Annotated in this window: 24 protein-coding genes; 8 read left to right on the top strand and 16 right to left on the bottom strand. The window is 62.3% G+C overall.

Annotated features, from left to right (window positions below):
- Positions 1-73: 73 nt before the first annotated feature.
- Entirely contained in the window at positions 74-1,096 is a 1,023-nt protein-coding gene (locus L8K08_RS02245; RefSeq protein WP_242194049.1) for a histone deacetylase family protein, read from the top strand.
- A gap of 74 nt (positions 1,097-1,170) precedes the next feature.
- On the top strand, positions 1,171-1,302 hold the full coding sequence (locus L8K08_RS30235) for a hypothetical protein (protein ID WP_256586935.1): 132 nt from the start codon (positions 1,171-1,173) through the stop codon (positions 1,300-1,302).
- Between the two features lie 34 nt (positions 1,303-1,336).
- On the opposite strand, the gene L8K08_RS02240 is transcribed toward L8K08_RS30235, so the two are convergent.
- From L8K08_RS02240 to L8K08_RS02210, 7 genes are all read right to left on the bottom strand, one after another.
- Positions 1,337-2,224, bottom strand: coding sequence for a hypothetical protein (locus tag L8K08_RS02240; protein WP_242194047.1), 888 nt, complete (start codon positions 2,222-2,224; stop codon positions 1,337-1,339).
- A 98-nt stretch (positions 2,225-2,322) separates the two neighbouring features.
- A complete protein-coding gene (locus L8K08_RS02235; RefSeq protein WP_242194044.1) occupies positions 2,323-4,257 on the bottom strand; it encodes a response regulator in 1,935 nt (644 codons plus the stop codon).
- Positions 4,247-5,110, bottom strand: a complete 864-nt coding sequence (locus L8K08_RS02230; RefSeq protein ID WP_145162929.1) for an ATP-binding protein — start codon at positions 5,108-5,110, stop codon at positions 4,247-4,249. Before L8K08_RS02230 ends, L8K08_RS02235 begins: the two co-directional genes overlap by 11 nt.
- Positions 5,103-6,110 (bottom strand): ATP-binding protein, encoded by a 1,008-nt coding sequence (locus L8K08_RS02225; protein WP_242194042.1) that lies wholly within the window; start codon positions 6,108-6,110, stop codon positions 5,103-5,105. Before L8K08_RS02225 ends, L8K08_RS02230 begins: the two co-directional genes overlap by 8 nt.
- Positions 6,101-6,505, bottom strand: coding sequence for an ATP-binding protein (locus tag L8K08_RS02220; protein ID WP_145162933.1), 405 nt, complete (start codon positions 6,503-6,505; stop codon positions 6,101-6,103). Before L8K08_RS02220 ends, L8K08_RS02225 begins: the two co-directional genes overlap by 10 nt.
- Complete coding sequence (locus L8K08_RS02215) at positions 6,502-6,864, bottom strand: STAS domain-containing protein (protein ID WP_106576990.1); 363 nt, start codon at positions 6,862-6,864, stop codon at positions 6,502-6,504. The genes L8K08_RS02220 and L8K08_RS02215 overlap by 4 nt, the downstream gene beginning before the upstream one ends.
- Positions 6,865-6,866: 2 nt before the next feature.
- Positions 6,867-7,718 (bottom strand): STAS domain-containing protein, encoded by an 852-nt coding sequence (locus L8K08_RS02210; RefSeq protein WP_242194040.1) that lies wholly within the window; start codon positions 7,716-7,718, stop codon positions 6,867-6,869.
- 337 nt (positions 7,719-8,055) lie between these two features.
- On the opposite strand from L8K08_RS02210, the gene L8K08_RS02205 reads away from it, so the two are divergent.
- Positions 8,056-8,958: a LysR family transcriptional regulator gene (locus L8K08_RS02205; RefSeq protein ID WP_106577295.1), complete on the top strand. Its 903-nt coding sequence runs from the start codon at positions 8,056-8,058 to the stop codon at positions 8,956-8,958.
- On the opposite strand, the gene L8K08_RS02200 is transcribed toward L8K08_RS02205, so the two are convergent.
- Complete coding sequence (locus L8K08_RS02200; protein WP_242195033.1) at positions 8,950-9,708, bottom strand: substrate-binding domain-containing protein; 759 nt, start codon at positions 9,706-9,708, stop codon at positions 8,950-8,952. The genes L8K08_RS02205 and L8K08_RS02200 overlap by 9 nt on opposite strands.
- The gene (locus L8K08_RS02195) at positions 9,708-11,012 is read right to left on the bottom strand and encodes an MFS transporter (RefSeq protein WP_242194038.1); all 1,305 of its coding nucleotides are present in this window, start codon (positions 11,010-11,012) and stop codon (positions 9,708-9,710) included. The genes L8K08_RS02200 and L8K08_RS02195 overlap by 1 nt, the downstream gene beginning before the upstream one ends.
- Positions 11,013-11,210: 198 nt before the next feature.
- Here L8K08_RS02195 and L8K08_RS02190 point away from each other — a divergent pair, with 198 nt between their 5' ends.
- A complete protein-coding gene (locus tag L8K08_RS02190) occupies positions 11,211-11,357 on the top strand; it encodes a hypothetical protein (protein ID WP_242194036.1) in 147 nt (48 codons plus the stop codon).
- Between the two features lie 125 nt (positions 11,358-11,482).
- Here L8K08_RS02190 and L8K08_RS02185 read toward each other — a convergent pair whose 3' ends face one another.
- Together L8K08_RS02185 and L8K08_RS02180 are read right to left on the bottom strand one after the other, a co-directional pair.
- A complete protein-coding gene (locus L8K08_RS02185) occupies positions 11,483-11,875 on the bottom strand; it encodes a VOC family protein (protein WP_145162941.1) in 393 nt (130 codons plus the stop codon).
- 40 nt (positions 11,876-11,915) lie between these two features.
- Positions 11,916-12,095 (bottom strand): hypothetical protein, encoded by a 180-nt coding sequence (locus L8K08_RS02180; RefSeq protein WP_106576985.1) that lies wholly within the window; start codon positions 12,093-12,095, stop codon positions 11,916-11,918.
- A gap of 129 nt (positions 12,096-12,224) precedes the next feature.
- Between L8K08_RS02180 and L8K08_RS02175 the strand changes: the two genes are divergently transcribed.
- From L8K08_RS02175 to L8K08_RS02165, 3 genes are all read left to right on the top strand, one after another.
- Positions 12,225-13,160, top strand: a complete 936-nt coding sequence (locus L8K08_RS02175; RefSeq protein ID WP_242194034.1) for a LysR substrate-binding domain-containing protein — start codon at positions 12,225-12,227, stop codon at positions 13,158-13,160.
- Between the two features lie 27 nt (positions 13,161-13,187).
- Complete coding sequence (locus tag L8K08_RS02170; RefSeq protein ID WP_242194032.1) at positions 13,188-14,375, top strand: low temperature requirement protein A; 1,188 nt, start codon at positions 13,188-13,190, stop codon at positions 14,373-14,375.
- Between the two features lie 71 nt (positions 14,376-14,446).
- Positions 14,447-14,809: a 5-carboxymethyl-2-hydroxymuconate Delta-isomerase gene (locus L8K08_RS02165; RefSeq protein ID WP_145162947.1), complete on the top strand. Its 363-nt coding sequence runs from the start codon at positions 14,447-14,449 to the stop codon at positions 14,807-14,809.
- A gap of 3 nt (positions 14,810-14,812) precedes the next feature.
- Here the strand turns inward: L8K08_RS02165 and L8K08_RS02160 are convergent, their stop codons facing one another.
- From L8K08_RS02160 to L8K08_RS02145, 4 genes are all read right to left on the bottom strand, one after another.
- Complete coding sequence (locus L8K08_RS02160) at positions 14,813-15,748, bottom strand: LysR family transcriptional regulator (RefSeq protein ID WP_242194030.1); 936 nt, start codon at positions 15,746-15,748, stop codon at positions 14,813-14,815.
- Positions 15,749-15,885: 137 nt separating this feature from the next.
- The gene (locus L8K08_RS02155; RefSeq protein WP_242194027.1) at positions 15,886-17,073 is read right to left on the bottom strand and encodes a cyanate transporter; all 1,188 of its coding nucleotides are present in this window, start codon (positions 17,071-17,073) and stop codon (positions 15,886-15,888) included.
- 219 nt (positions 17,074-17,292) lie between these two features.
- Positions 17,293-18,735: an aldehyde dehydrogenase family protein gene (locus L8K08_RS02150; protein WP_242194025.1), complete on the bottom strand. Its 1,443-nt coding sequence runs from the start codon at positions 18,733-18,735 to the stop codon at positions 17,293-17,295.
- Positions 18,732-20,357: a 5-guanidino-2-oxopentanoate decarboxylase gene (locus L8K08_RS02145; protein WP_242194022.1), complete on the bottom strand. Its 1,626-nt coding sequence runs from the start codon at positions 20,355-20,357 to the stop codon at positions 18,732-18,734. The genes L8K08_RS02150 and L8K08_RS02145 overlap by 4 nt, the downstream gene beginning before the upstream one ends.
- A 110-nt stretch (positions 20,358-20,467) precedes the next feature.
- Here L8K08_RS02145 and L8K08_RS02140 point away from each other — a divergent pair, with 110 nt between their 5' ends.
- Positions 20,468-21,340: a LysR substrate-binding domain-containing protein gene (locus L8K08_RS02140; protein WP_145162957.1), complete on the top strand. Its 873-nt coding sequence runs from the start codon at positions 20,468-20,470 to the stop codon at positions 21,338-21,340.
- A gap of 121 nt (positions 21,341-21,461) precedes the next feature.
- Here L8K08_RS02140 and L8K08_RS02135 read toward each other — a convergent pair whose 3' ends face one another.
- Complete coding sequence (locus L8K08_RS02135; protein ID WP_242194020.1) at positions 21,462-22,076, bottom strand: NAD(P)-dependent oxidoreductase; 615 nt, start codon at positions 22,074-22,076, stop codon at positions 21,462-21,464.
- Positions 22,077-22,084 lie beyond the last annotated feature (8 nt).

The raw sequence follows: 22,084 nt of genomic DNA, 5'->3' as shown, positions 1-22,084 counted from the left end.
CACCTGGCTTGATTCGACTGCAGGCGCTGGTACGCCAGTGCCCAGAGGTTGGGTGTTTATACAGGAGCATCTCATGCGTACGTTTTTCCACCCCGAACAACTCTTGCACCACCCGCGCAGCTACTACTCCCGCGGCCAGATGCGCACGCCACAGGAAGTCCCCGAGCGTGCGCGCAACTTGCTGGTGGCCGCGCAGACCTTGGGCTTCGATATCCAGCCACCTGCTGACTACGGCCTTGAACCATTGCTTGGCGTGCACGGCGCGCCTTATCTGACGTTTTTGCAGGAAGCCCATTCACGCTGGAAGGAGATCCCCGAAGACTGGGGCGACGAAGTCATGTCGAATATCTTCGTGCGCGAACCCAACGCCCTGCGCGGCATCCTTGCCCAAGCTGCGCGTTACCTGGCGGATGGCAGTTGCCCGGTCGGCGAGTTGACCTGGCGTTCGGCGTATTGGTCGGCGCAAAGTGCTGTCGCCGCCGCCAAGCACATCCTTGACGGCGCGCCGGCGGCCTACGCGCTGTGTCGCCCGCCGGGCCACCATGCTCGTTACGATGCGGCGGGTGGTTTCTGCTACATCAACAATGCGGCGGTGGCCGCTCAGGTTCTGCGCGAAGGCTTTGCGCGCGTGGCCGTGCTGGACACCGACATGCACCACGGGCAAGGCATCCAGGAGATTTTCTACGACCGCGACGACGTGCTGTATGTGTCGATCCACGGCGACCCGACCAACTTCTACCCGGGCGTCGCAGGCTTTGCCGACGAGCGCGGCGTGGCTGGCGGTGCAGGCTTTAACCTCAACCTGCCCATGGCCCATGGCGCCAGCGAAGCGGTGTTCTTCGAAAAACTCGAGTTGGCCTTGGCGGCGGTGAAGCAGTTCCCGGCGGATGTGCTGGTGTTGTCCTTGGGGTTCGATATCTACGAACTCGACCCACAAAGCAAAGTGGCGGTGACCCGTGAAGGGTTTGCGCGCTTGGGCGAATGCATCCGGCAGTTGGGCTTACCCTGCGTGATTGTGCAGGAGGGTGGCTATCACCTGGAAACACTGGACAGCAATGCGCAGGCGTTTTTCAGCGGCCCCAAGGCGTGGGTGTAATGAGCAGGCGATAACTTCCGTGGATGCGTGATATCTTTGTGCCATCACGCGTCGTGATCGTTACGGAGGGTCGCATGAAAAAGCTTTCGTTGGTTGGGTTGCTGGTGGTTTTGATGGTCACCCCGATGTTCGCGGCGGCGTGTCCCAAGGGCACGCATCCGGTGGGCGGCACGGGCTCGCACCACAAAGGCGGCACTTGCCAGTAGGCGTTGTTCGGTCTGTCGCGGGGCGGCGTCAGGGCTACTTGCCGTCGCTGGTCGCCGCCAGCGCGTCGTTCACTAGTTTGAGTACCCGGTTGCGCCCCCCTTCGGCCACCAGGTAAGTGCCGTCTGCGGTTCGCACAATCGATTGCGGCGCTTTCAGAAACGAAAGGATCGTCTGCTGGCGTCCCTGTTTGTCGATCAGCAACAAGCGTGCGCGGTGGGTGGAATCTTCATTGACCCACAGGCCTCGCTCATCGCACATCAAAAAGGTCGGCTGGTTAAGCTTGGCCAGTACCACCGGGTCACTGCCGTCGGCGCTCAGTTCGCGCACCCTGCCTTCTTTCTTTTTGGTGTAGAGCATGCGGCCATCCGTGCAGCGGATGATCGACTCCGCCTGGTCCAGGCCCTCGCGTATTACGCTTATGCTCTGGTCACTCCAGCGATAGCGCAGCAGGCGTCCTGCATGGCTGCGGTCTTCGATGGCATAGAGGTAGTCGCCGTCATCCCACAGGCCTTGCACGTTTTCGCCTTTGAACAATTCGGTGACCGCGCCGTCCTTGAGAAAGCTGACGGGGGCGTTGCCGGTTTCCTGGCTGAACACCCAGCCGCCCCGCGTGGCCAACATTCCGTCGGGTTTGGACAGGTTGCCGAGCACGACGTCGCGGGTTCCATCCAGCCGGATGTGCACGATGCTGCCCAGCCCGTCCTTGAGTTCCTGGGTGACCATCAACGAGCCGTCAGCCATGGGCATCAACGACGCCGCCTTGGCCACATCGGTGTGCAAAACCTGATAACTCCACGAATCGGCGGCGCGCACCGGGTAAAAACTTTGCCAGGCAAAAAAGCCCAAAGTGGCGGTGCACAGCAGGCCGAGCGCCCACGATGCGAGGCGCAGGGGCCGATAGTTCTTATTGGGTTGAGTCATTGTTCGGTGCCGGTAGCCGATTGCAAGGCCGGTCACGGTACCAAGCCTGTCACCGCACAGCATCCTGCAATTTAGCCTGGGCGGCCTGCGTGTCCCCCTTACTGGGTGCCTGGCAGGCCGTCCAGCCCGCGGCGGATCTTCTCCAGCAACTCATCGATATGGAACGGTTTGGAGATCAGGTCCATGCCTTCCCCCAGGAAGCTTTGGCGATTCGCCGCGTTTTCCGCATACCCGGTCATGAACAGAATCGGCAGCGTAGGACGCAGGCCTCGGGCGACATCGGCCAATTCCCGCCCGGTCATGTAAGGCAGGCCCACGTCGGTAAGCAACAAGTCGATGCTGGTGTCCTGGTTCAGGGTGGCGATCGCTTCATCACCGTCGGCCGCCAGGCTGCAGCGGTAACCGGCGTCGACCAGCACCTCGGCGACGAAGCTGCGCACCGAAGGCATGTCCTCGACGATCAGCACGTGTTCGCCGCTGCTGAGCCCGGGCGCCGCAACGGGCTTGGTGGTTACGCTCGCCGGGCCCGAGGCAGCGGGCAGCATGATGGTGACCTCGGTGCCCTGGCGGGTGACGCTGCGGATCTGTGCGTCGCCGCCGGACTGGCGCGCAAAGCCGTAGATGGTCGACAGCCCCAGCCCGGTGCCCTGGCCCAGCGGTTTGGTGGTGAAGAAAGGGTCGAACACCTTGTCGATCACACTGTGTTCGATGCCCACGCCGTTATCGCGCACGGAGAGCGCGATGTAGGCGCCGTTTTCCAGTTTCAGGTTGCCGTTGGAGTAGGCAGGGTAGGTGGTCACCCAGATATTGCCGCCCTTGGGCAGCGCATCGCGGGCATTGATGACCAGGTTCAGCACTGCGCTTTCCAGTTGGATCGGATCGACCAGCGCCACGGCCGGGTGGGTCGTCAGCTCGAGTTTGAGCGCGATATGTTCGCCGATCGTGCGCACCAGCAGCTCTTCCAGTGAGCGGATGTGCGCGTTGATATCCACCGGGCGCGTGTCCAGAGGCTGCTGGCGGGCAAACGCGAGCAGGCGATTGGTCAGGCCGGCGGCGCTCAGGGCCGAGCTCAATGCGGCGTCGGCATAAGCCTTGACCTTCTCGGTATGCTGAGTGTCGAGGCGTTTTTTGATCAGCTCAAGGCTGGTAATAATCCCGGTCAGCAGGTTGTTGAAGTCGTGGGCGATGCCGCCGGTGAGTTTGCCCAGCGCGTCCATCTTCTGTGCCTGCAGCAACTGCGCCTCGGTGCGCGCCAACTGCGTGGTGGCGTTGGTCAGCTCGGCCAGCTGATGGCGTTCGCGATGGCGATGCTCGGTGACGTCTTCGACAAACACCAGGCTCAGTTCGGCCCGGCGATAGGGCGAGATTTGCCACTCGGTTTCGCGCACCTGGCCGTCGACCTGCATTTGCAAGGTGCCTTTCCAGCGCTCTCCCGCGGCGAGACGCAGGCACAACTCCTGGATGACGGCGTGCTGATCGCTGGCGAAGCATTCGAGCAAGGCGTCAGGGTTCAGGTTGTCCTGGATCAGTTGGGCGAACGCGTGGTTGCATTCATGCACCTTCAACTGCGGGTCCATGACGGCTATTGGCGCGCTGATGTTGAAGAAGATTTCTCGAAAGCGCGCCTCGCTCTCGCGCAAGGCGTATTCGGTGTCACGCACGCGCAGCAAGGTGCGCAGGGTCGCCAGCAGCACGTCCGGGTCCACCGGGTGGATCAGGTAGGCATCGGCGCCGGCGTCCAGGCCGGTGATGATGTCGCCCGTCTCGATGGACGCAGCCGAGACATGCACCACCGGTAGCAGGGCGGTCGCCGGGTCGGCGCGCAGCGCGCGTACGATGTCGAAGCCACTCATGTCCGGCAGATTGACGTCGAGGATGAGCCCGTCGATCTTTTTGCTCGCGATCAGGTCCAGGCCCTCTTGGCCGGTGCCGGCTTCGAGCACGCGGTAATGATGGCTTTCCAGGCGCCGGCGCAGGGCATAGCGGGTGGCGGCGTTGTCGTCGACGATCAGCAGCTGGATGTCACGATTCATCGGCAGGCCCGCCCGCGATAGACAGAGGAATGATCACAAAAAACATCGACCCAACGCCTGGGGCGCTTTGCACCCCGACCCGGCCACCGAGCAACTCGGCAAAGCGCTTGCACAGCGAGAGCCCCAGGCCGGTGCCGCGCAGGCGCTTTTGCAGCGGTGAGTCGATCTGGGAAAAGTCTTCGAACAGGTTGTTGTGCAGCTCGGCAGGAATGCCCAGACCGGTGTCCTGCACCGCAAAGCGGATTTCGTGCGCGCTTTCCATGCGTGCCGACACGCGCACCTCACCTTGCAGGGTGAACTTCAGGGCATTGGAGATAAAGTTGCGCAGGATCTGCGCCAGCTTCTTGTCATCGGTGTAGAGCTTGGGCAAGCCCGAGGGCTCTTCAAAGATGAGGTCCACCGACGAGGCGTCGACGATCGGGCGGAACATCCCGCGCAATGCCGAGAACAGGTCGAACATGTCAAACCAGGCAGGCGAGATGGTGATGCGCCCGGCCTCGATTTTGGCCAGGTCCAGCAGGTCGTCCACCATCTCCCGCAGCTCGCGCGCCGAGCTGCGGATAAAGCCTACCTGGGTCTGCTGCTCGGGGCTCAAAGGGCCGTCGAGTTCATCGGCAAGCAAGCTGGTGATGCTCAGGATCGAGCCCAGGGGCGTGCGAAATTCATGACTCATGTACGATAGGAAGCGGCTTTTCAGGTCTGATGCCTGACGCAACTGATCGGCCTGCATATCCAGTTCGGCATACAGTGCCAGCACACCCTGGTTGGTCTCATCCAACTCGGTACGCAAGGCGTCGGCTTCCTGGTGCAGGCGTCGCACTTGCTCAGTGAGCGAAGCAATGGTGTCAGCCATCAATGGCCTCCAGGGCAATCACGAAGACGGTAACGTCATCCCGGCCGCGACAGAAATCACGGTGAAGGATGGCGGCAATCAGGGCGGGGTGGCGGTGGCAAAGCCCGGGATAGTCCGCAAGGTTCCAGCGTGACTGCAGCCCGTCGCTGTAAAGGATCAGCAGTTGGCCGCTGACCTGAGCGTAGTCGAAGGGTTGCGCCTTGCGAAACTGCACGCCGACGATGCCTGGGTGGGACGCCAGCCCGCGCGACTTGCCGAAGCCAATCAGGCTGGCGCCGATATTGCCCACGCCGGTGAAACGCAGCCGGTCGGCCACGGCGTCGTATTGCGCCACGGCCACTGCGCCGCCCCGGGTGCCGTTCATGCCGATATGCATGTCGTTGAACAGTGTGGTCGAGTCCTGGAAGGGGTCTTGGGCGAACATCTCTTCACCCGCGCGCGCCGCGCGCTCGGCTTCGCTGCCATGGCCCAGGCCGTCGGCAACCATCACGCTGAACCGGCCCGCTTCGATTGCCAGGTGCCAGGCGTCGCCACACGCCGGATCGTTGTGCAAGGAATGCTGGCTGACGCCATAGCGGATATCCCGCGCGTTCGAGGTGCGAGGGTAGAGCCGCGCCAACATCGCGGTGCCCCGATGATCGGCATGCACATCAAAGACCTGGGCCACGCGTGAGATGGCGCCCATGCCGATGCCTTGCGTGCCGCCCGTGGAGAACCCATCCACCAGGCAGCTTTCCAGGTCGAAGCCCTGGCCACGGTCGACGGCGATCATTTCGACACCCTGGTTGCCCGTGGCGCGCAGGTGCAGCTCGCCATGGGTGGCATGCTTGAGGATGTTGCTGGCAAGTTCGGTCGCCACCAGGGCCACGCGCCCGGCGTCGGTTTCATCAAAACCCAGCAGCTCGGCAAGCTGCTGGGCACTGCGCCGGGCATAGCCGATTTGGCTGACATCTTCGATCAAAAGCACTTGGGTCAAGGCGCTGGGAATATTCAGGTCCATCGGGTGATCGTCACGCGTGTGCCCTTGCCGGGTGCGGTGTCCAGTTCAAACTCGTCCACCAGGCGCCTGGCGCCGGTCAGGCCCAGGCCCAGGCCGCTGCCGGAGGTCCAGCCGTCGGTCAGGGCCAGCTTGAGGTCAGGGATGCCGGGGCCTTCATCGCGAAAGGTCAGGCGCAGGCCGGGGCGATGGTCTCTTTCGACGACGCTCCAATCCATGTACCCGCCGCCGCCGTAGACCACGGTGTTGCGCGCCAACTCACTGACGGCCGTGACCAGCTTGGTCAGGTCGATCAGGCGCATGCCGCAGTCCTGGGCCAGCCTGCGTACTAATTGTCTGGCCAGCACAACGTCCTGTTCGATCAGCACGGGATGCGTGCCGCTGCTGGCTTGGCTCATAAGTGTTCTACCCGGTCACGCAGCAGTTTCATGCCGCGCTCGACGTTCAATGCGGTCGCCACGCCGGGCAGGGTCATGCCCAGTTCCACCAGGGTAATGGCCACCGCCGGTTGCATGCCCACCAGCACGGTCTGCGCGTCCATGATGCGTGACAGGCCGGAAATGGTGCCGATCATGCGCCCGATAAACGAGTCCACCATGTCCAGCGCCGAAATGTCGATCAGCACGCCGCGCGCCGAGGTGCGGCTGATGCGTTCGGACAGGTCGTCCTGCAGCGTCATGGCCAGCTGGTCGTGCATGTCGACCTGAATGGTCACGAGCAAAAACTCGCCCATCTGCAAAATAGGGATGCGTTCCATGCTTAGACAGCCTTGCTGATGGTGACGCCCAGGCGTTTGAGCGCCAGCGCCAGGGCATCCGCCAAGTTGGCTTTGGTCACCACGCCTTGCAGGTCCAGACCCAGGTGCACGATGGTCTGGGCAATTTGTGGGCGCACGCCGCTGATGATGCAGTCGGCACCCATCAGGCGGATGGCGGTGACGGTTTTCAGCAAGTGCTGGGCCACCAGGGTGTCGACGGTCGGCACGCCGGTGATGTCGATAATGGCGATTTCCGAGCCGGTGTCGACGATGCGTTGCAGCAGCGACTCCATGACCACCTGAGTGCGTTGCGAGTCCAGGGTGCCAATCATCGGCAGGGCCAGCACGCCGTCCCACAGCTTCACCACGGGGGTGGACAACTCCAGCAATTCTTCCTGCTGGCGTTTGATGACCGACTCACGGGACTTCTGGAAGGTGCGGATGGTGTGCATGCCCAGCGAATCGAGCAGTTCGGACACTTCCCAGAGTTGCTCGGCCAGTTGCGCCGGTTGTTCGGCGTACTCACGTTGCAGCAAGGTGAACACTGGGCCTTTAAGGGCGAAAATGAAGCTGGCGGTTTGTTGCGAGTCCTGGCCGATCAAGGCGCGGCTGTGCGACAGCTTTTCCAGGAAGACCCGGGTTTCGGCCCAGTTTTCATGGCTTATTTGCTGTGAGCCGCCTTGCAGAAGCGCGTCGATCAGCAGATTAAGAAAGTCGCCAGCTTGCTGTTTGACGTCATCACCCTTGACGTTTCGCGTGGCTCCCGAAGCCTCGAGGCTCGTAATCCATTCGTTCAGCAGGGCAGGGCGTTGGGTTTGCAGCGCCTGGATTGTATGAGCTTGAAGAGTTGCCACGGGAGTCTCCTTGAACGGCTTTGGTTGTTCGCGTGCAATTTATACTAAGTTGGGTTGTTTTAAATTGTTTCGTGGATTTTTCGTGTTGAAACCCCACTGTATTGCTAACGTTCGGCGTTGGTATCCAAGCCAATCAGTTGCCGTCCTGGCGTAAACGCGCGGCGTCATACGCGGTTACGGTAGCAGGTCGCCGCGGTGCGGGCGCACATAACGCGCTTATATCACTGGCTTGATCGTTGTAGCCGGGTTATCAATTCAAACCCGTGCAGGCATACATGGCGCGTCACCACAGCCCATACGATAATGCCCCCCCAAATCGACCACACTGGCCCATCCCGTGATCATCAACTTCGACCTCAACGACCTCCAGGCTTTCCGCGCCGTGGTAGACAAGGGCAGTTTTCGCGGCGCCGCCGAGGCCATCCGCATCTCGCAGCCGGCGCTGAGCCGGCGTATCGAAAAGCTTGAGTCCGCCCTCGAGGTGAAGTTGTTCGAACGCACCACGCGGCGGGTCAGCCTGACCATGGTCGGGCGGGCATTCCTGCCGCAAGTGGAGCGCATGCTCGACGACCTTGATGTTGCCTTGATGGGCATCAGTAACGTCGCGTCCACGCGCATGGGCAACGTGACCATCGCCTGTGTGCCGTCCACCGCTTACTACTTCATGCCCCACGTGATCTCCGAATTCCACAAGCTGTACCCCAAGATTCGCCTGCGCGTGCTGGACGCCAGCGCCGGCGAGGTGTGCAACGCGGTGGAAAGTGGCGAGGCGGATTTTGGCGTGAGTTTCAGTGGCAGCCTGGCCGACGAAGTGGAATTTGAACTGTTATTGCAGGAGCGCTACGTACTGGCCTGTCGGCGTGATCATCCGTTGGCCGAGCGCGAGAGCGTGACCTGGGCCGAGGCCTACGAGCACGACTACATCACCGTGGACAAAACCTCCGGCAACCGCTTCCTGCTGGACCAGGCGCTGCGTGGGGTGCGGGTGAAAAAACCGAGTATTTGCGAGACCCACCACGTGACCACGATGATCGGGTTGGTGGAGGCGGGGCTGGGCGTGGCGATGGTGCCGTCGATTGCGATGCCGGCGGGCACGCACCCGATTCTGGTAAGCGTGCCGCTGGTGGAACCGCAGGTGATGCGCAATGTGGGCTTGATCAAGCGCCGCGGGCGGACGTTGCCACCGGCGGCGCTGGAATTGGAACGGTTGGTGCGGGAGATGCCGTTTCGGTCAGTGTGACACCGAGTCCAACCCGGTGGATTGCACCAGCGGTTGTGCCTCGGGCGAGGCCAGGTACTGCAACAGTGCCTTGGCCTGCGCCGGATGTTGAGCGTTGACCGGAATGCCCGCCGCAAAGCGCGTCACCGATTGCACGTCTTCCGGGATCTTGCCGACGTAAGTCACGCCCGGCACCGGCAGCAATTCCGCCACCTGCTGCAGGCCCACCTCGTATTCACCCTTGGCGACCACCGAAGCCACCGGGATGCGCTCGATCATCTTGCCCTTGGCGGGCATGCCGAGCTTTTTGAACAGCTCCTTCTCGACATACACACCGCTGGCGCTGTCCGAATACGCCACGGACTTGGCCTGGCTGAGCACCGCTTTCAACTCGGCATCGGTGCCGATCGCCGGCTTGGCGGCGCCTTGCTTGACCACCAGGCCGATGCGCGAATCGGCCAGCTCCACCCGCGAGGCCTTGTCGACCTTGCCCTGCTTGATCAAGTCATCCAGGGCGTAGCCCACCATGATCACCACGTCGGCGTGCTCGCCACGGGCCAGGCGGTTGGGAATCGCTTCCGGCGCCTTGCCCATGGACGGGCCGAGGATGGTGTCGAGGGTGTCGCCGCTTTGCTGGGCGTATTGCGGGCCCAGCAGTTTATAGGCGGCGGTGAAGCCCCCGGAGGTCATCACCTTGAGCTCTTCGGCCTGGGCCGTCAGCGCCAAAGCGCCGAGGGCCAGGGCGGTCAGGGTTTTGTACAGCGCCTTCATCATGCGGCCCCCTGCATCATCTGCCCGCGGGTATTGGCGCGGCGGTACAACGCGAGGGTCGAGCACAGCGCGCACAAGGCGGCAAACATCATCCAGTAGGCCGGCGAGGCCTTGTCTTCGGTGATGTGAATGAACCAGGTGGAGATCGCCGGCGTGAAACCGCCAAAGATCGCTGTCGCCAGGCTATAGGCCAGCGAGAAGCCCGCCACGCGCACTTCCACCGGCATGATTTCGGTCAGCGCAGGGATCATCGCGCCGTTGTACATGCCGTACAGGAACGAGAACCACAGCAGGGTTTCCAGCATGTGGCCGAAGCTCGGTGCGTTGACCACAAACGACAGCGCCGGGTAGGCGGTGATCACGGTCAGCACGGTCATCGCCACCAGCACCGGCTTGCGGCCGAAACGGTCACTCAGGGTGCCGCCGATTGGCAGCCAGACAAAGTTCGACACGGCCACCAGCAAGGTCACCAGCAGGGCGTCGGAGGTGCTCAGTTGCAGCACGGTCTTGCCGAAGGTCGGGGCGTACACGGTAATCAGGTAGAACGCGGTGGTGGTCATCGCCACCATCAGCATGCCGCCGATCACCACGGTCCAGTTCTTCACCAGGGTCGCCAGCACTTCGCGCATGGTCGGGCGATGCTTGCGGTTGGCGAACTCTTCGGTTTCCTGCAGGTTACGCCGCAGTACGAAGATGAACGGGATGATGATGCAACCGATGGCGAACGGAATGCGCCAGCCCCAATCGGCAACCACGGCCGGTTGCATCCACACGTTCAGGCCGTAACCCAACGCGGCGGCGACCACGATGGAGATCTGTTGGCTGCCCGACTGCCAGCTGGTGTAGAAACCTTTGCGGCCCGGGGTGGCCATTTCGGAAAGGTAAACCGACACACCGCCCAGCTCCGCACCGGCAGAGAAGCCTTGCAGCAAGCGGCCCAGCAGCACCAGCAAAGGCGCCCACAGGCCAATGGTTTGATAACCCGGCACCAACACGATCAACAGCGTACCGCTGGCCATGATCGACAGGGTCACGATCAACCCTTTGCGGCGACCCACGTCATCGATATAGGCACCCAGAATGATCGCGCCCAACGGTCGCATCAGGAAGCCTGCACCGAACACGGCGAAGGTCATCATTAATGACGCAAACTCATTAGCGGCGGGGAAGAACGCGGCGGCGATATAGGTGGCGTAGAAGCCGAACAGAAAGAAGTCGAACTGTTCGAGGAAGTTGCCCGAAGTAACGCGGAATACCGCACCCACTTTCGAGCGGGCAGAGTCGGGCCGGGAAGGGCTAGTCATGGTTTTGTGTCTCCAGCGTTCTTTTTAAAGTGCTTGTTTCGCTTAAGATCGCGGATAGTGGCTGACACATTTAGAAATGATAAGTGAGTAATTTGGATACATTGATGCGTCATGGCTATCAATCGCTGTGCGCGTCCAAAATCTCGCCACTGTTCTATGCTTGAAGCGGTGACCAATTCTTACGGATGGGAGGTGGCAATGGCTGACAAACACGAGCACCGGGATGAGCACGAGCATGAGCAACCTCGGCGACAGCCCGAAGAGGAAAAGCCGCAGACCTGGAAGCATCCGGACGATGGTACGGAGCTTTCCGAGCGAGATCAGGAGCGGCCGCTCAAACCCTGATTGAATGAGCGAACGCAGTCTAAAGGTGGGAGCGGGCTTGCTCGCGAAGGCAATGTGTCAGTAACCAATGGGCTCACTGATTCACCGCCTTCGCCAACAAGCCCGCTCCTACATTGGCGCCACGATCAGCCTACGATCGGCGTACACAATTCCACCAGCGTGCCATCCGGGCAACGCACATACGACACCACCTGGCCCCAAGGCTTGGTGGCGGGTGGCGCCAGCTCTATCGCGCCGTGGGCCAGTGCTTTGGCATGGGCGACGAACACGTCTTCGGTCACAAACCCGACCTCCATCCCCAGCGGCCTTTTAGAAGCATGTGCCTGGACATGGCCACCGTCGAAATTCAATTCGCCCAACTCATGCGCTGCAAACGAGAGCGTGGTGTCGCCGGTTTCAAGCTCGCCGTAGGTGCCGGATTCATGCAGGAAACGGCGACTGAAGCCGAAGGCTTTCTCGAAAAACATCAGAGAGGCGGCAACGTCGGGTACATAGATGATGGTGTAGGCAAATTTCACGATCAGGCGGTCCTTGCTGAGAGTGGATGAATGCAACGGCTCATGAAAGCAGCACGGAGACGGGAACCCCCCACGCCAACACCACAAACGCGATCACGGTTGCCAGGCACAGGCCGACAAACACCCGCGTCAGCGTCCTCACCGTGGGGTTGGCGATCCCCTTGACTACCCAGAGACAAAACCCGGCCACCACAATGGCCAGGGCAATAATGAACAGCACGATGGTGTTCCTGCGGCCTTCAAGCGCTGATTTATAATCCCAAAGCCGCCGGATGAACAGTGTTCACATAGACGCAGCCCCGCGGGCTTTCTAAACTGCGGCTTGTCTTGGGGAAAGGGGCAGGTGCCGATGAATCGCAATGAATTACGCAAGGCCGACATCAACCTGATGGTGGTCTTCGAAGCACTGATGCTCGAGCGCAATGTCACGCGGGTGGCGGAGAAGCTGTTTCTCGGTCAACCGACCATCAGTTCGGCCCTCAACCGTTTGCGCACCTTGTTCAATGACCCACTGTTTATTCGCGTCGGCCACCGTATGGAACCCACCGCGCGCGCCGAGGAGATCATTCAGCACCTGTCGCCGGCCCTGGATTCACTGTCGTCGGCCCTGAGCCTGACCCACGATTTCGACCCCACCCAGAGCACCATGACCTTTCGCATCGGCTTGTCCGATGACGTCGAGTTCGGCCTGCTGCCGCCCTTGCTGCGGGCGTTGCGCCAGGAAGCGCCGTTGGTGGTGTTCGTGGTGCAGCACGTAGATTACTGGCGCATTCCTGATCTGCTGGCGTCCGGCGATATCACCGTCGGCATCACCCAGACCCGCGGCCTGCCGGCGAACGCCAAACGTAAACTGCTGCGGCATATACGCTCCTGCCTGTTGCGCGCCGACGCCTCGGATAAACCTCTGACCCTCGACGAATATTGCGCACGCCCTCATGTGCTGGTGTCCCACACCGCCAACGTGTCCGGGTTTGCCGATGAATGGCTGGCCGAAATTGGCCGCAAGCGCCATGTGGTGCTGTCGGTGCCGCAATATAGTGCGCTGCCGGCGCTGCTCGCCGGCACTGACATGATCGCCAGCTTGCCGGACTACACCGCCCAGGCCATGGCCGCTGGCGGCAACCTGTTTTGCGAGCCCTTTCCGTTCGAAACGCCGACCCTGGACTTGTCCATGGTCTGGCTCAGCCACGTCGACACCGACCCGGCGGAACGCTGGATGCGCTCGCGGCTGGAGGCGTTCATGAGTGAGCGCGACATGCTGCCGGTGCTCGCGACAAAATCTTGAGATAACCCACTTCAGGGAGTGCCACCGATGATTCCATCCCGTTCCTTGCTGCGTGGGCGCGGCAGTCATGACAGTGGCAAAGTCGGCATGGTCGAGCTGTTTTTCGACTTGGTGTTCGTGTTCGCCGTGACCCAATTGTCCCATTCGCTGTTGGCTCACCTGACCCTGGGCGGGGCGGTGCAGGTCGCGCTGATGATGGTCGCGGTGTGGTGGGTGTGGATCTTCACGTCGTGGATCACCAACTGGCTCGATCCGGAAAAAATCCCGATCCGCCTCGGCCTGTTCGGCTTGATGGTGGCCGGTCTGCTGCTGTCTTCCTCGATTCCCAAGGCTTTTACCGACCGAGGTGTACTGTTTGCCGGCGCCTACGTGTTCATGCAGGTAGGACGCACGCTGTTTGCGATGTGGGCAGTGCGCGGCGAGTCGCTGAACATGATTCGCAATTTTCAGCGAATCCTGGCGTGGATGCTGTGTTCCGGCGTGTTCTGGATCACCGGCAGCCTGCTCGACGGTCAACAACGGCTGGCCTTCTGGGCGCTGGCGCTGTTGATCGAACTGATATCGCCGTCGGTGTATTTCTGGGTACCGGGCCTGGGGCGTTCGACCCTGGCGGACTGGAACGTCGAAGGCAACCACATGGCCGAACGCTGCGGCCTGTTTGTGATCATTGCCCTTGGCGAATCATTGCTGGTGACCGGCGCCACCTTTGCCCAATTGCCCTGGAGCGTGGAAGGCCTGGGCGCATTCCTGGTGGCGGTGGTGGGCAGCATTGCGCTGTGGTGGATCTATTTCGACAGCGGCGCCGAGCGCGCCCATCACCGCATTGCCAGCTCTGCCGACCCGGGCCGCCAGGCGCGAGTTGCCTATACCTACCTGCACGTGTTGATTGTCGCCGGCATCATTGTCAGCGCGGTGGCCGACGAACTGGTGCTGGTGCATCCGGGCCACGCCAGCCAGGCCGGCGTGGTGGCGATCATCGCCGGCCCATGGTTGTTTCTAGTGGGCAGCGCGTTGTTCAAGTGGGTCATGAGTGACCGGTCATTGCCACCGCTGTCGCACCTCGGCGGGTTGCTGATGTTGCTGGTGGTGTTGCCGCTTGGGTTGCAGCAGGTGTTTTCGGCCTTGGTGCTGGGCGCGCTGACCACGGCGGTGCTGGTGATCGTAGCCGTTTGGGAAAACCGTGCGCTGCGCAGCCTGATCGAAGTTTCACACTGAAAGCGTTCTGATTCGGTTCGGCTGCGTGCTATATGTATCGCTCTTTTTCCTACAACTATTCGGAGCTTTTCATGCCGCACCTGCACCTGGAATACACCGCCAATCTGACCGGCCTGGCCGTCGAGAAAACCCTGTTGCGGCTCAACAATGTGCTGATGGCGTCCGGGCAGTTCGGTTCCGAGTTCGATATCAAAAGCCGCGCCGTCAAGGTTGAGACGTTCCAGGTCGGCACCTCACTCAACCCGCGCGGGTTTATTGCGCTGAAGCTGTCACTGCTCAGCGGGCGCTCGCCGCAGGTCAAGAAGCAGCTGTCGGAAAGCCTGTTGGCGGCGTTGCAGGACCAGGGCGAATGGCCGGCGGATATTCAGGTTCAACTCAGCGTCCTGCTGGTGGATATGGATCGCGATTCCTACAGCAAGGTCGCGATTGGCTGAGGGCTACAACAACCCCTGATCGGCGCAGACCTTCACCACTTGCTCACGAAACCAGGTATTGGCGCTGTCCTGGCCGCTGGTTTCGTTCCACTGCATGTCCAGGGTGAACCCCGGCAGCCCGTTGGGCGCCTCGCAATGGCCAAACACGCTGGCGGGCGCCAAGAGCTTTTGCACACGGCGCGGCAGGGTGACGATGAAGTCGGTGCCGGTGATCATCTTCAACGCGGCGCTGTAACTGTTGGCCCTGGCGACCACTTGGCGCTTGTGGGCCTGGCGGGCCAGCCAGCCGTCGATCATGTTGGTGTGGGAGGTCCAGGGCGTGGGGAACACGTGGCGCCGCTCGACGAAGGATTGCAGGCTGAACGCTGGCTCGCGCGGAGTCGCGCGTTTATCGAACACACACACCAAATCATCTTCCAGCAGCATCTGGGCCTTGAAGTCTTTGTGGGCGCGGTGAAAGTTCGGGCCGAAACAAATCACCAGGTCGAGGCGACCTTCGCGCAAGTCCTCGGCGGGAATCTCGGTTTCCAGCTTTTGCACATTGACGATCACTGGCAGATCGGCGCGGTCGAAGTTCTTCAGCAGGCGCGGCAGGATCAGTTGCTCAAAGTACTCCGGCGCACACACATTGAAGGTCACGGCCTTCTGCGTCGGGTCGAAGGCCTGGCCACCGGCGTGGCACAGGTTGATGCTCTCGAGGATCTTCTGCACATGCCCGTACATGGTCGTGGCTTTGTACGTAGGCCGCATGCCTGCCCGCGTGTTGATAAACAGCTCATCCTCGAAACTGGTGCGCAGTTTCTTCAGGCTGTAACTCACAGTGGACTGGCTGACGAACAGCGTTTCAGACACCTCGGTAACGCTGCTCTGGTCGTAGACGGCGATGAACACCATCAAGTCCTGCATATCGAGCTTTCTGAGCAAATTACTGTTTAGCATCCGTTCCATCCGGTAAGCCTTGGCACTGAGGCAGCGCGCGACAAGGGCAAAAGCTTAACGGAACGGTCGTGCCAATAGAAAGCTCTGTAGGGCGTTTCTATGTTTGGTGTGGGACAAAAAATGTTGGCAATACGAAGTCAGCGGATATGTCGTGCGTAATGCTTTGGATTGAACCGCGTGACGATCAGCAGCATCACCCCTATCACGGCGGTCAGTGACCACCAGGCCCATTCGAAGCTGCCGAGTTGGTCGCGGATCATCCCGGCAATAAGTGGCGACAGGCCAGCAATCAGGTAGCCGATGCCTTGCACGAACGCGGTCAGGCCACCGGCGCGGCGCGGGTTGTCCAAGTGGTCGAGGGACAGGATCAGGCTCATCGGAAACAGACCGCCAATGCCCAGGCCCAGCAGGCAAGGCCACAGCAGGCTCAGGGATTGAGGGCTGAGAATAAGGCCGCAGAAACCGCAGATGATCAGCACCAGCAACACCGCGACTACCCCGCGTTTATCCTGACGGCGGTTGGCGATGGCCGGGGTGATCAGGCCGGACACGACTTCCATGGCGGTCAAGAACCCCAGCAGCAAGCCGGCATGTTGTTCGCTCCAGCCTTGCTCCACGTAGTAGGGCGCCAGCCACGCCAGCACACAGGTGTAGGAGGCGGTGCCGAGGCCGAAGAAGATCGCCAGCAACCACGCGCGACGATTGCCGAAAAACGATTCTTGCTCGCCGGCAGCGGCCTGGGGCAGTGGCGGCATTGCCGAACGCTGGGCGTACCAGAACACCAGCGCCAATAGGGCGAGCGCCGCCCAGATGGCCAGACCGATACGCCAGCTGCCGGTCTGCATCTGCACCAACGGCGCGAACGAAGCGGCCAGTGCCGCGCCCCCCATGATGGCGGTGACGTACAGGCCCATGAACAGCGAGACGTTGGCGCTGAAGCGTGTCTTGATCAGCGCCGGCATCAACGCCTGGATCATCGCGATACCGACGCCGGCAGCGATGGCGCTGACGATCAAGCCTGGCGCCGAATCCAGAAACAGTCGCGACAGCGTGGCCAAGCCAATCACCAGCAGCGACAGCACAATGCTGCGGTGCTCGCCAACGCGTTTACCCAGGCCCATGCCAAAGAACATCGCCAGGCCCATGGCCATGACCGGCAGCATGGTCAGCAGGGCGGCGCTGCTGAAACTCAACGGCACATCGTCGCGAATCGATGACAACAGCGGACCGACGGCAGCCATCGACGGGCGCAGGTTCAGGGCGACCAGTACGACGCTGATCATCAGCCAGACGGCGGTGGTGGGCGTTGCGCGAACGTTTTCCATGGGCGGGCCTTGAAGAGACAAGGGCGAATCAGGCCACGCAGGGGGGAGGGGAGCAAATCAGAAAGTCGTTGGGGCTATCTAAAAATTGCAGGTGACTGGCACACAGCGATTCAAAATGTGGGAGCGGGCTTGCTCGCGAATGCGGTGTGTCATTCGCAGATTCATTGCCTGATGCGCCGCTTTCGCGAGCAAGCCCGCTCCCACAAAGGATCCCAGTCGCTAGAGGGCGCGGATCACATGCTTGATCTCCTGAAACGCCGCCAAGCCCCAAGGCCCCAACTCACGGCCGATGCTGCTCTGCTTGTAACCACCCCATGCCGTTTGCGGGAAGATCACCTGCGGGGCGTTGATCCACACAAGCCCGGCCTGCAAGGCATTGGCCACGCGTTCGGCGGTGTCGACATCGGCACTCACCACACTGGCGACCAGGCCGAAATCGCTGTCATTGGCCAGGGCAATGGCTTCCTCGGCAGTGGTAAAACGTCGTACACACAGCACCGGTCCGAAGATCTCTTCGTTCCACAACGCGCTGTTCAACGGCACATCGGTAAACACGGTCGGGCGAATGAAATAGCCCTTTGCCAGGTCGGCCGGTCGTTCACCGCCGCACAGCAAACGCGCGCCGTCTGCGATGCCACGCTGAATATGCCCCAGCACCCGCTGATACTGCGCACGGTTGATCAACGCGCCCATTTCCACCTCATCGGCAAATGGGTCTGCCACGCGAATCCCTTCGGCCCGCGTCTGCAAACGCTGCAGGAACGCGTCCGCCAAGCTGTCAGCCACCAGCACGCGGCTGGTGGCCGAACACATCTGCCCGGCGTTGAAAAAACCACCACCACAGGCCAGCTCCACCGCCAGGTCGAGGTCGGCATCCGCGAGCACCAGCAACGAGGATTTACCGCCCAGCTCAAGGCTTACACCTTTGATGGTTTCTGCCGCACGCTGCATCACCTGCACGCCGACGGCGTTACTGCCGGTGAAGGACATCTTCGCCACGCGGCGGTCTGCGGCCAGCGGTGCGCCAACCGCCAGGCCCGTGCCGCAGACCAGGTTGAACACACCCGCCGGCAGCCCTGCCTGGGCAATAATCTTCGCCAGTTGCAACTCGGCCAACGGCGTGACTTCCGATGGCTTGAGCACCACGCAACATCCGGCCGCCAGGGCCGGGGCGAGTTTCCAGGCGGTGGTCACCATCGGGAAATTCCACGGCACAATCAGCCCGACCACACCACAGGGCTCGCGGCGCAGGCGTGCACTGAAGTCCTCGCCGGGCAGTGCCACCGGGCGGTCTTGCGCGGCGTCCATGTCGTCGCACATGCCGGCGTAGTAGTCGAAGGTGGCGATCACATCGTCCACATCAATGCCGGCCTCAAACAGCGGCTTGCCATTGTTGCTCGACTGCAACTTCATCAGCTGCTCGCGCTGGGCGCTCACGCCCTGGGCGATCTTGCGCAGCACGGCGGCGCGGTCCCGGCCGGTGCTTTTCGACCAGTCGATGAACGCCGCGCTGGCCGCCTCCACCGCTTGGGCCACGGTGCTCGCATCGCCCACGCTGACGTGGGCCAGGGTGGCTTCGGTGGCAGGGTTAATCACCTCGATGACGTCATGGCCTGCACGCCATTCGCCCGCAATAAACACACCGTTCAATACTGCGCTCATACCGCGACCTCCTGCATCCACAACCCCTGGTCAATTTCTATCAGCGTCGGCCCCTGGCGATCAGCGGCGGCGCGCAATGCCGTGCGCAGCTGCGCGATACCCTGAATGCTCTCGGCGGCGCAGCCCAAGGCTTTGGCCACACCGATAAAGTCCGGGGTGTAGATATCCACGCCAACCGGCTCGATGGCGCGGTTGAGCATGTACTTCTTGATCTCCTCGTAACCCTGGTTATTCCACAGCAGCACGATGACCGGCACGCGCGCCTCGACCGCGCTGGCCAGTTCCGGCAGGCTGAATTGCAGGCCGCCGTCGCCGATCAGGCACACCACCGGTTGCCCGTCGCCGCGTCCCAGCCAGGCGCCAATCGCTGCCGGCAGGGCGTAGCCCAAGGTGCCGTAGCCGGTGGAGGAATTGAACCAGCGGCGTGGGTGGTCGAGGTTCAGGGTCAGGTTGCCGCTGTACACCGGTTGGGTGGAGTCGCCCACCAGCACGGCGCCGGGCAGTTCCGTTAGCACGGTGTTGAGAAACAGGGTTTGCGCGCGGGTGGCGGCGTCCCAGGTGCGCGTCAATTCAGCCCACAGGCGTGCGACGCGTGGGCTGCCCCAGTCGGGGTCGCGCTCGCCCAATACCTGGCTGTCCAGCGCGGCCAACAACGCTTCGGCTGCGATCTGCGCATCGGCCACCAGTGCGACCTGAGGCGGGTAATTGCGCACGGTCTGGTCGGGGTCGATATCGATGCGCAGCAGCGCGCCGGGGATCTCGAACCCCCCGGCGAAGGTCACGTCGTAATCGGTTTCCGCCAGTTCGGTGCCGATGGCCAGCACCACATCGGCTTCGGCGACCAGGGCGCGGGTGGCGACCAGCGTCTGGGTCGAGCCGATCAGCAACGGGTGCGCGGCCGGCAGCATGCCTTTGGCGTTGATCGTCAGGGCCACCGGTGCGCCAAGCCGTTCGGCCAGGCGCGTCAATTCGGCGGCCGCCTCGATGGCGCCGCCGCCGGCGAGGATCAGCGGGCGTTTTGCTGCCGCCAGCCACTGGCTCATCTGCTTCACCGCCGCCGGCGCGGCACCGGCGCGCGCCACGCTGACCGGCTCGCTGCCGAGCAGGGCATCGGAGTTTTCGACCAGCACATCCAGCGGAATCTCGATGTGCACCGGGCGCGGTCGCCCGGCCTGGAACAGCGCAAACGCGCGGGCCAGCACGCCAGGCAACTCCGCCGACGACATCAAGGTGTGCGAGAACGCCGCCACGCCCGCGATCATCGCGCTCTGGTTCGGCAGCTCATGCAGCTTGCCGCGCCCGCCACCCAATTGGCTGCGCGATTGCACACTGGAAATCACCAGCATCGGGATCGAGTCGGCATAGGCCTGGCCCATGGCGGTGGTGATGTTGGTCATGCCGGGGCCGGTGATGATGAAACACACACCAGGTTTACCGCGGGTGCGCGCATAGCCGTCGGCCATGAAGCCTGCGCCCTGTTCGTGGCGCGGGGTGACGTGACGGATGCTCGAGCGCGCCAGGCCACGGTACAACTCGACGGTGTGCACGCCGGGAATGCCGAACACCTGGTCTACGCCGTAGCGTTCCAGGAGGTTGACCAATACTTCGCCGCAGGTCGCCATACATGTCGCTCTTGTTGTTGATTCGAGGCGCCATTGGAGCGGCAGGCCGGTAGCGCCAACAATCGATAAAAAGTCATACTAGCCATGTCCCCACGTCATGGCTGCGCCCAATGAAACGCTTGCCACCGCTACCCGCGCTGCACACCTTCTGGGTCACGGCCCAGTGCTGCAACTTCACCCGCGCCGCCGAGCAACTGCACATCACCCAAGGTGCGGTGAGCCGGCAGATTGCCGGGCTCGAAAGCCATTTGGGCTATGCCTTGTTCCAGCGCCAGGCGCGGGGCTTGAGCCTGACCGAAGAGGGCCGCGAGTGGTCGCTGCGGGCGCAGCAGGTGTTTGGCTTGATCGGCGACGCGGTGGAGCAGATCGGCAGCCGCCGCCAGACCCTGCAACTCAAGGCCTCCACGTGTGTGATGCGCTGGCTGCTGCCGCGCCTGATGCAGTGGCAAAAGGAACGCCCGGACGTGCCGGTGGAACTCACCACCACCGTGGCCTACACCGTGGACTTTCGCCGCGAGCAATTCGACGCGGCGGTGATCTATGCGCCCATCGCCGAGCAGTCGGCGCAGGCGCGGCATTTGTTCGATGAACAACTCACCCCGGTCTGCGCGCCGGCGTTGCTCGCCAGCCTGCACACACCGGCTGATTTGCAGCGCCAGGTGCTGCTGCACCCCACGCGGGACGAGCGCGATTGGGCGTTGTGGCTGAAGGCTGCGAACACGCGCTTGAGCAACCTGGCCCAGGGGCATCATTTTGAAACGCTGGACCTGGCAATGACGGTGGCGTCCCAGGGCTCGGGAGTGGCGATTGGCGACAGTGCGTTGATTGGCGAGGATGTGAAGGCGGGGCGGCTGGCGACACCGTTTGAACTGCGCGTGCCGACCGGGATGGGGTATTACCTGGTGTACCCGCCGGGCACTGAGCCTTCGGCCGGGCTGGAAGCACTGATGGAGTGGCTGGTGAGCCAAGCCCAACCGTCGTAATACCGCAGATCCAAAAGTGGGAGCGGGCTTGTGTGGGAGCGGGCTTGCCTGCGATACAGGCACTTCGGTGTGTCAGTCATACCGCGGTGATGCTATCGCAGGCAAGCCAGCTCCTACAGGGTCAGTAGCCTACGGTGAATCGTTGGCGCGAGTGCTTCGGCGTTTCTACTTCATCGATCAACGCGATGGCGTAGTCGGCAAAGCTGATCCAGCTGCGCCCTTGCGCGCTCACCAGCAAATCATCCTGGCCCACGCGGAATGTTCCGGTGCGCTCGGTCTCAACGAACTCCGCCGACGGCGACAGGAAGGTCCAGTCCAGCTCTTTTTCCTGGCGCAGCGCATCAAGAAATTCAGCGCCGGCGCTGGCCTCGGCCTTGTACTCTGCCGGGAAGCCAGGGCTGTCGATGACTCGGCTGCCATCCGGCAACAACAACGAACCTGCACCGCCGACCACCAGCAGGCGTTTCACCCCGGCGTTCTTCACCGGGCCGATCACCGCACTGGCCGGCAGTGTGGCGAAGTGCGCCGCACTGATCACCACGTCGCTGCCGCTGACCGCCTGTTGCAAGGCGTTGGCATCCAGGGCGTCGACCTTTTTGACGGTGACGCCCGGGCGTGCGGTCAGCGTGCCGGTATTACGCGCAAGGGCGGTGACGGTATGCCCACGACGCAGCGCTTCTTCCAACAGTTGGCTACCGGCGCGGCCGGTGGCACCAATGATTGCGATCTTGCTCATGACGCTCT

Origin of the sequence: Pseudomonas sp. TREG-RG-20F-10-E-6-01 (assembly GCF_022662455.1) — a bacterium.
In the GTDB taxonomy this organism is placed as follows: Bacteria; Pseudomonadota; Gammaproteobacteria; order Pseudomonadales; family Pseudomonadaceae; genus Aquipseudomonas.
The sequence above is the reverse complement of the archived record's forward strand: the minus strand, read 5'-3'. Positions and strand labels throughout refer to the sequence as shown.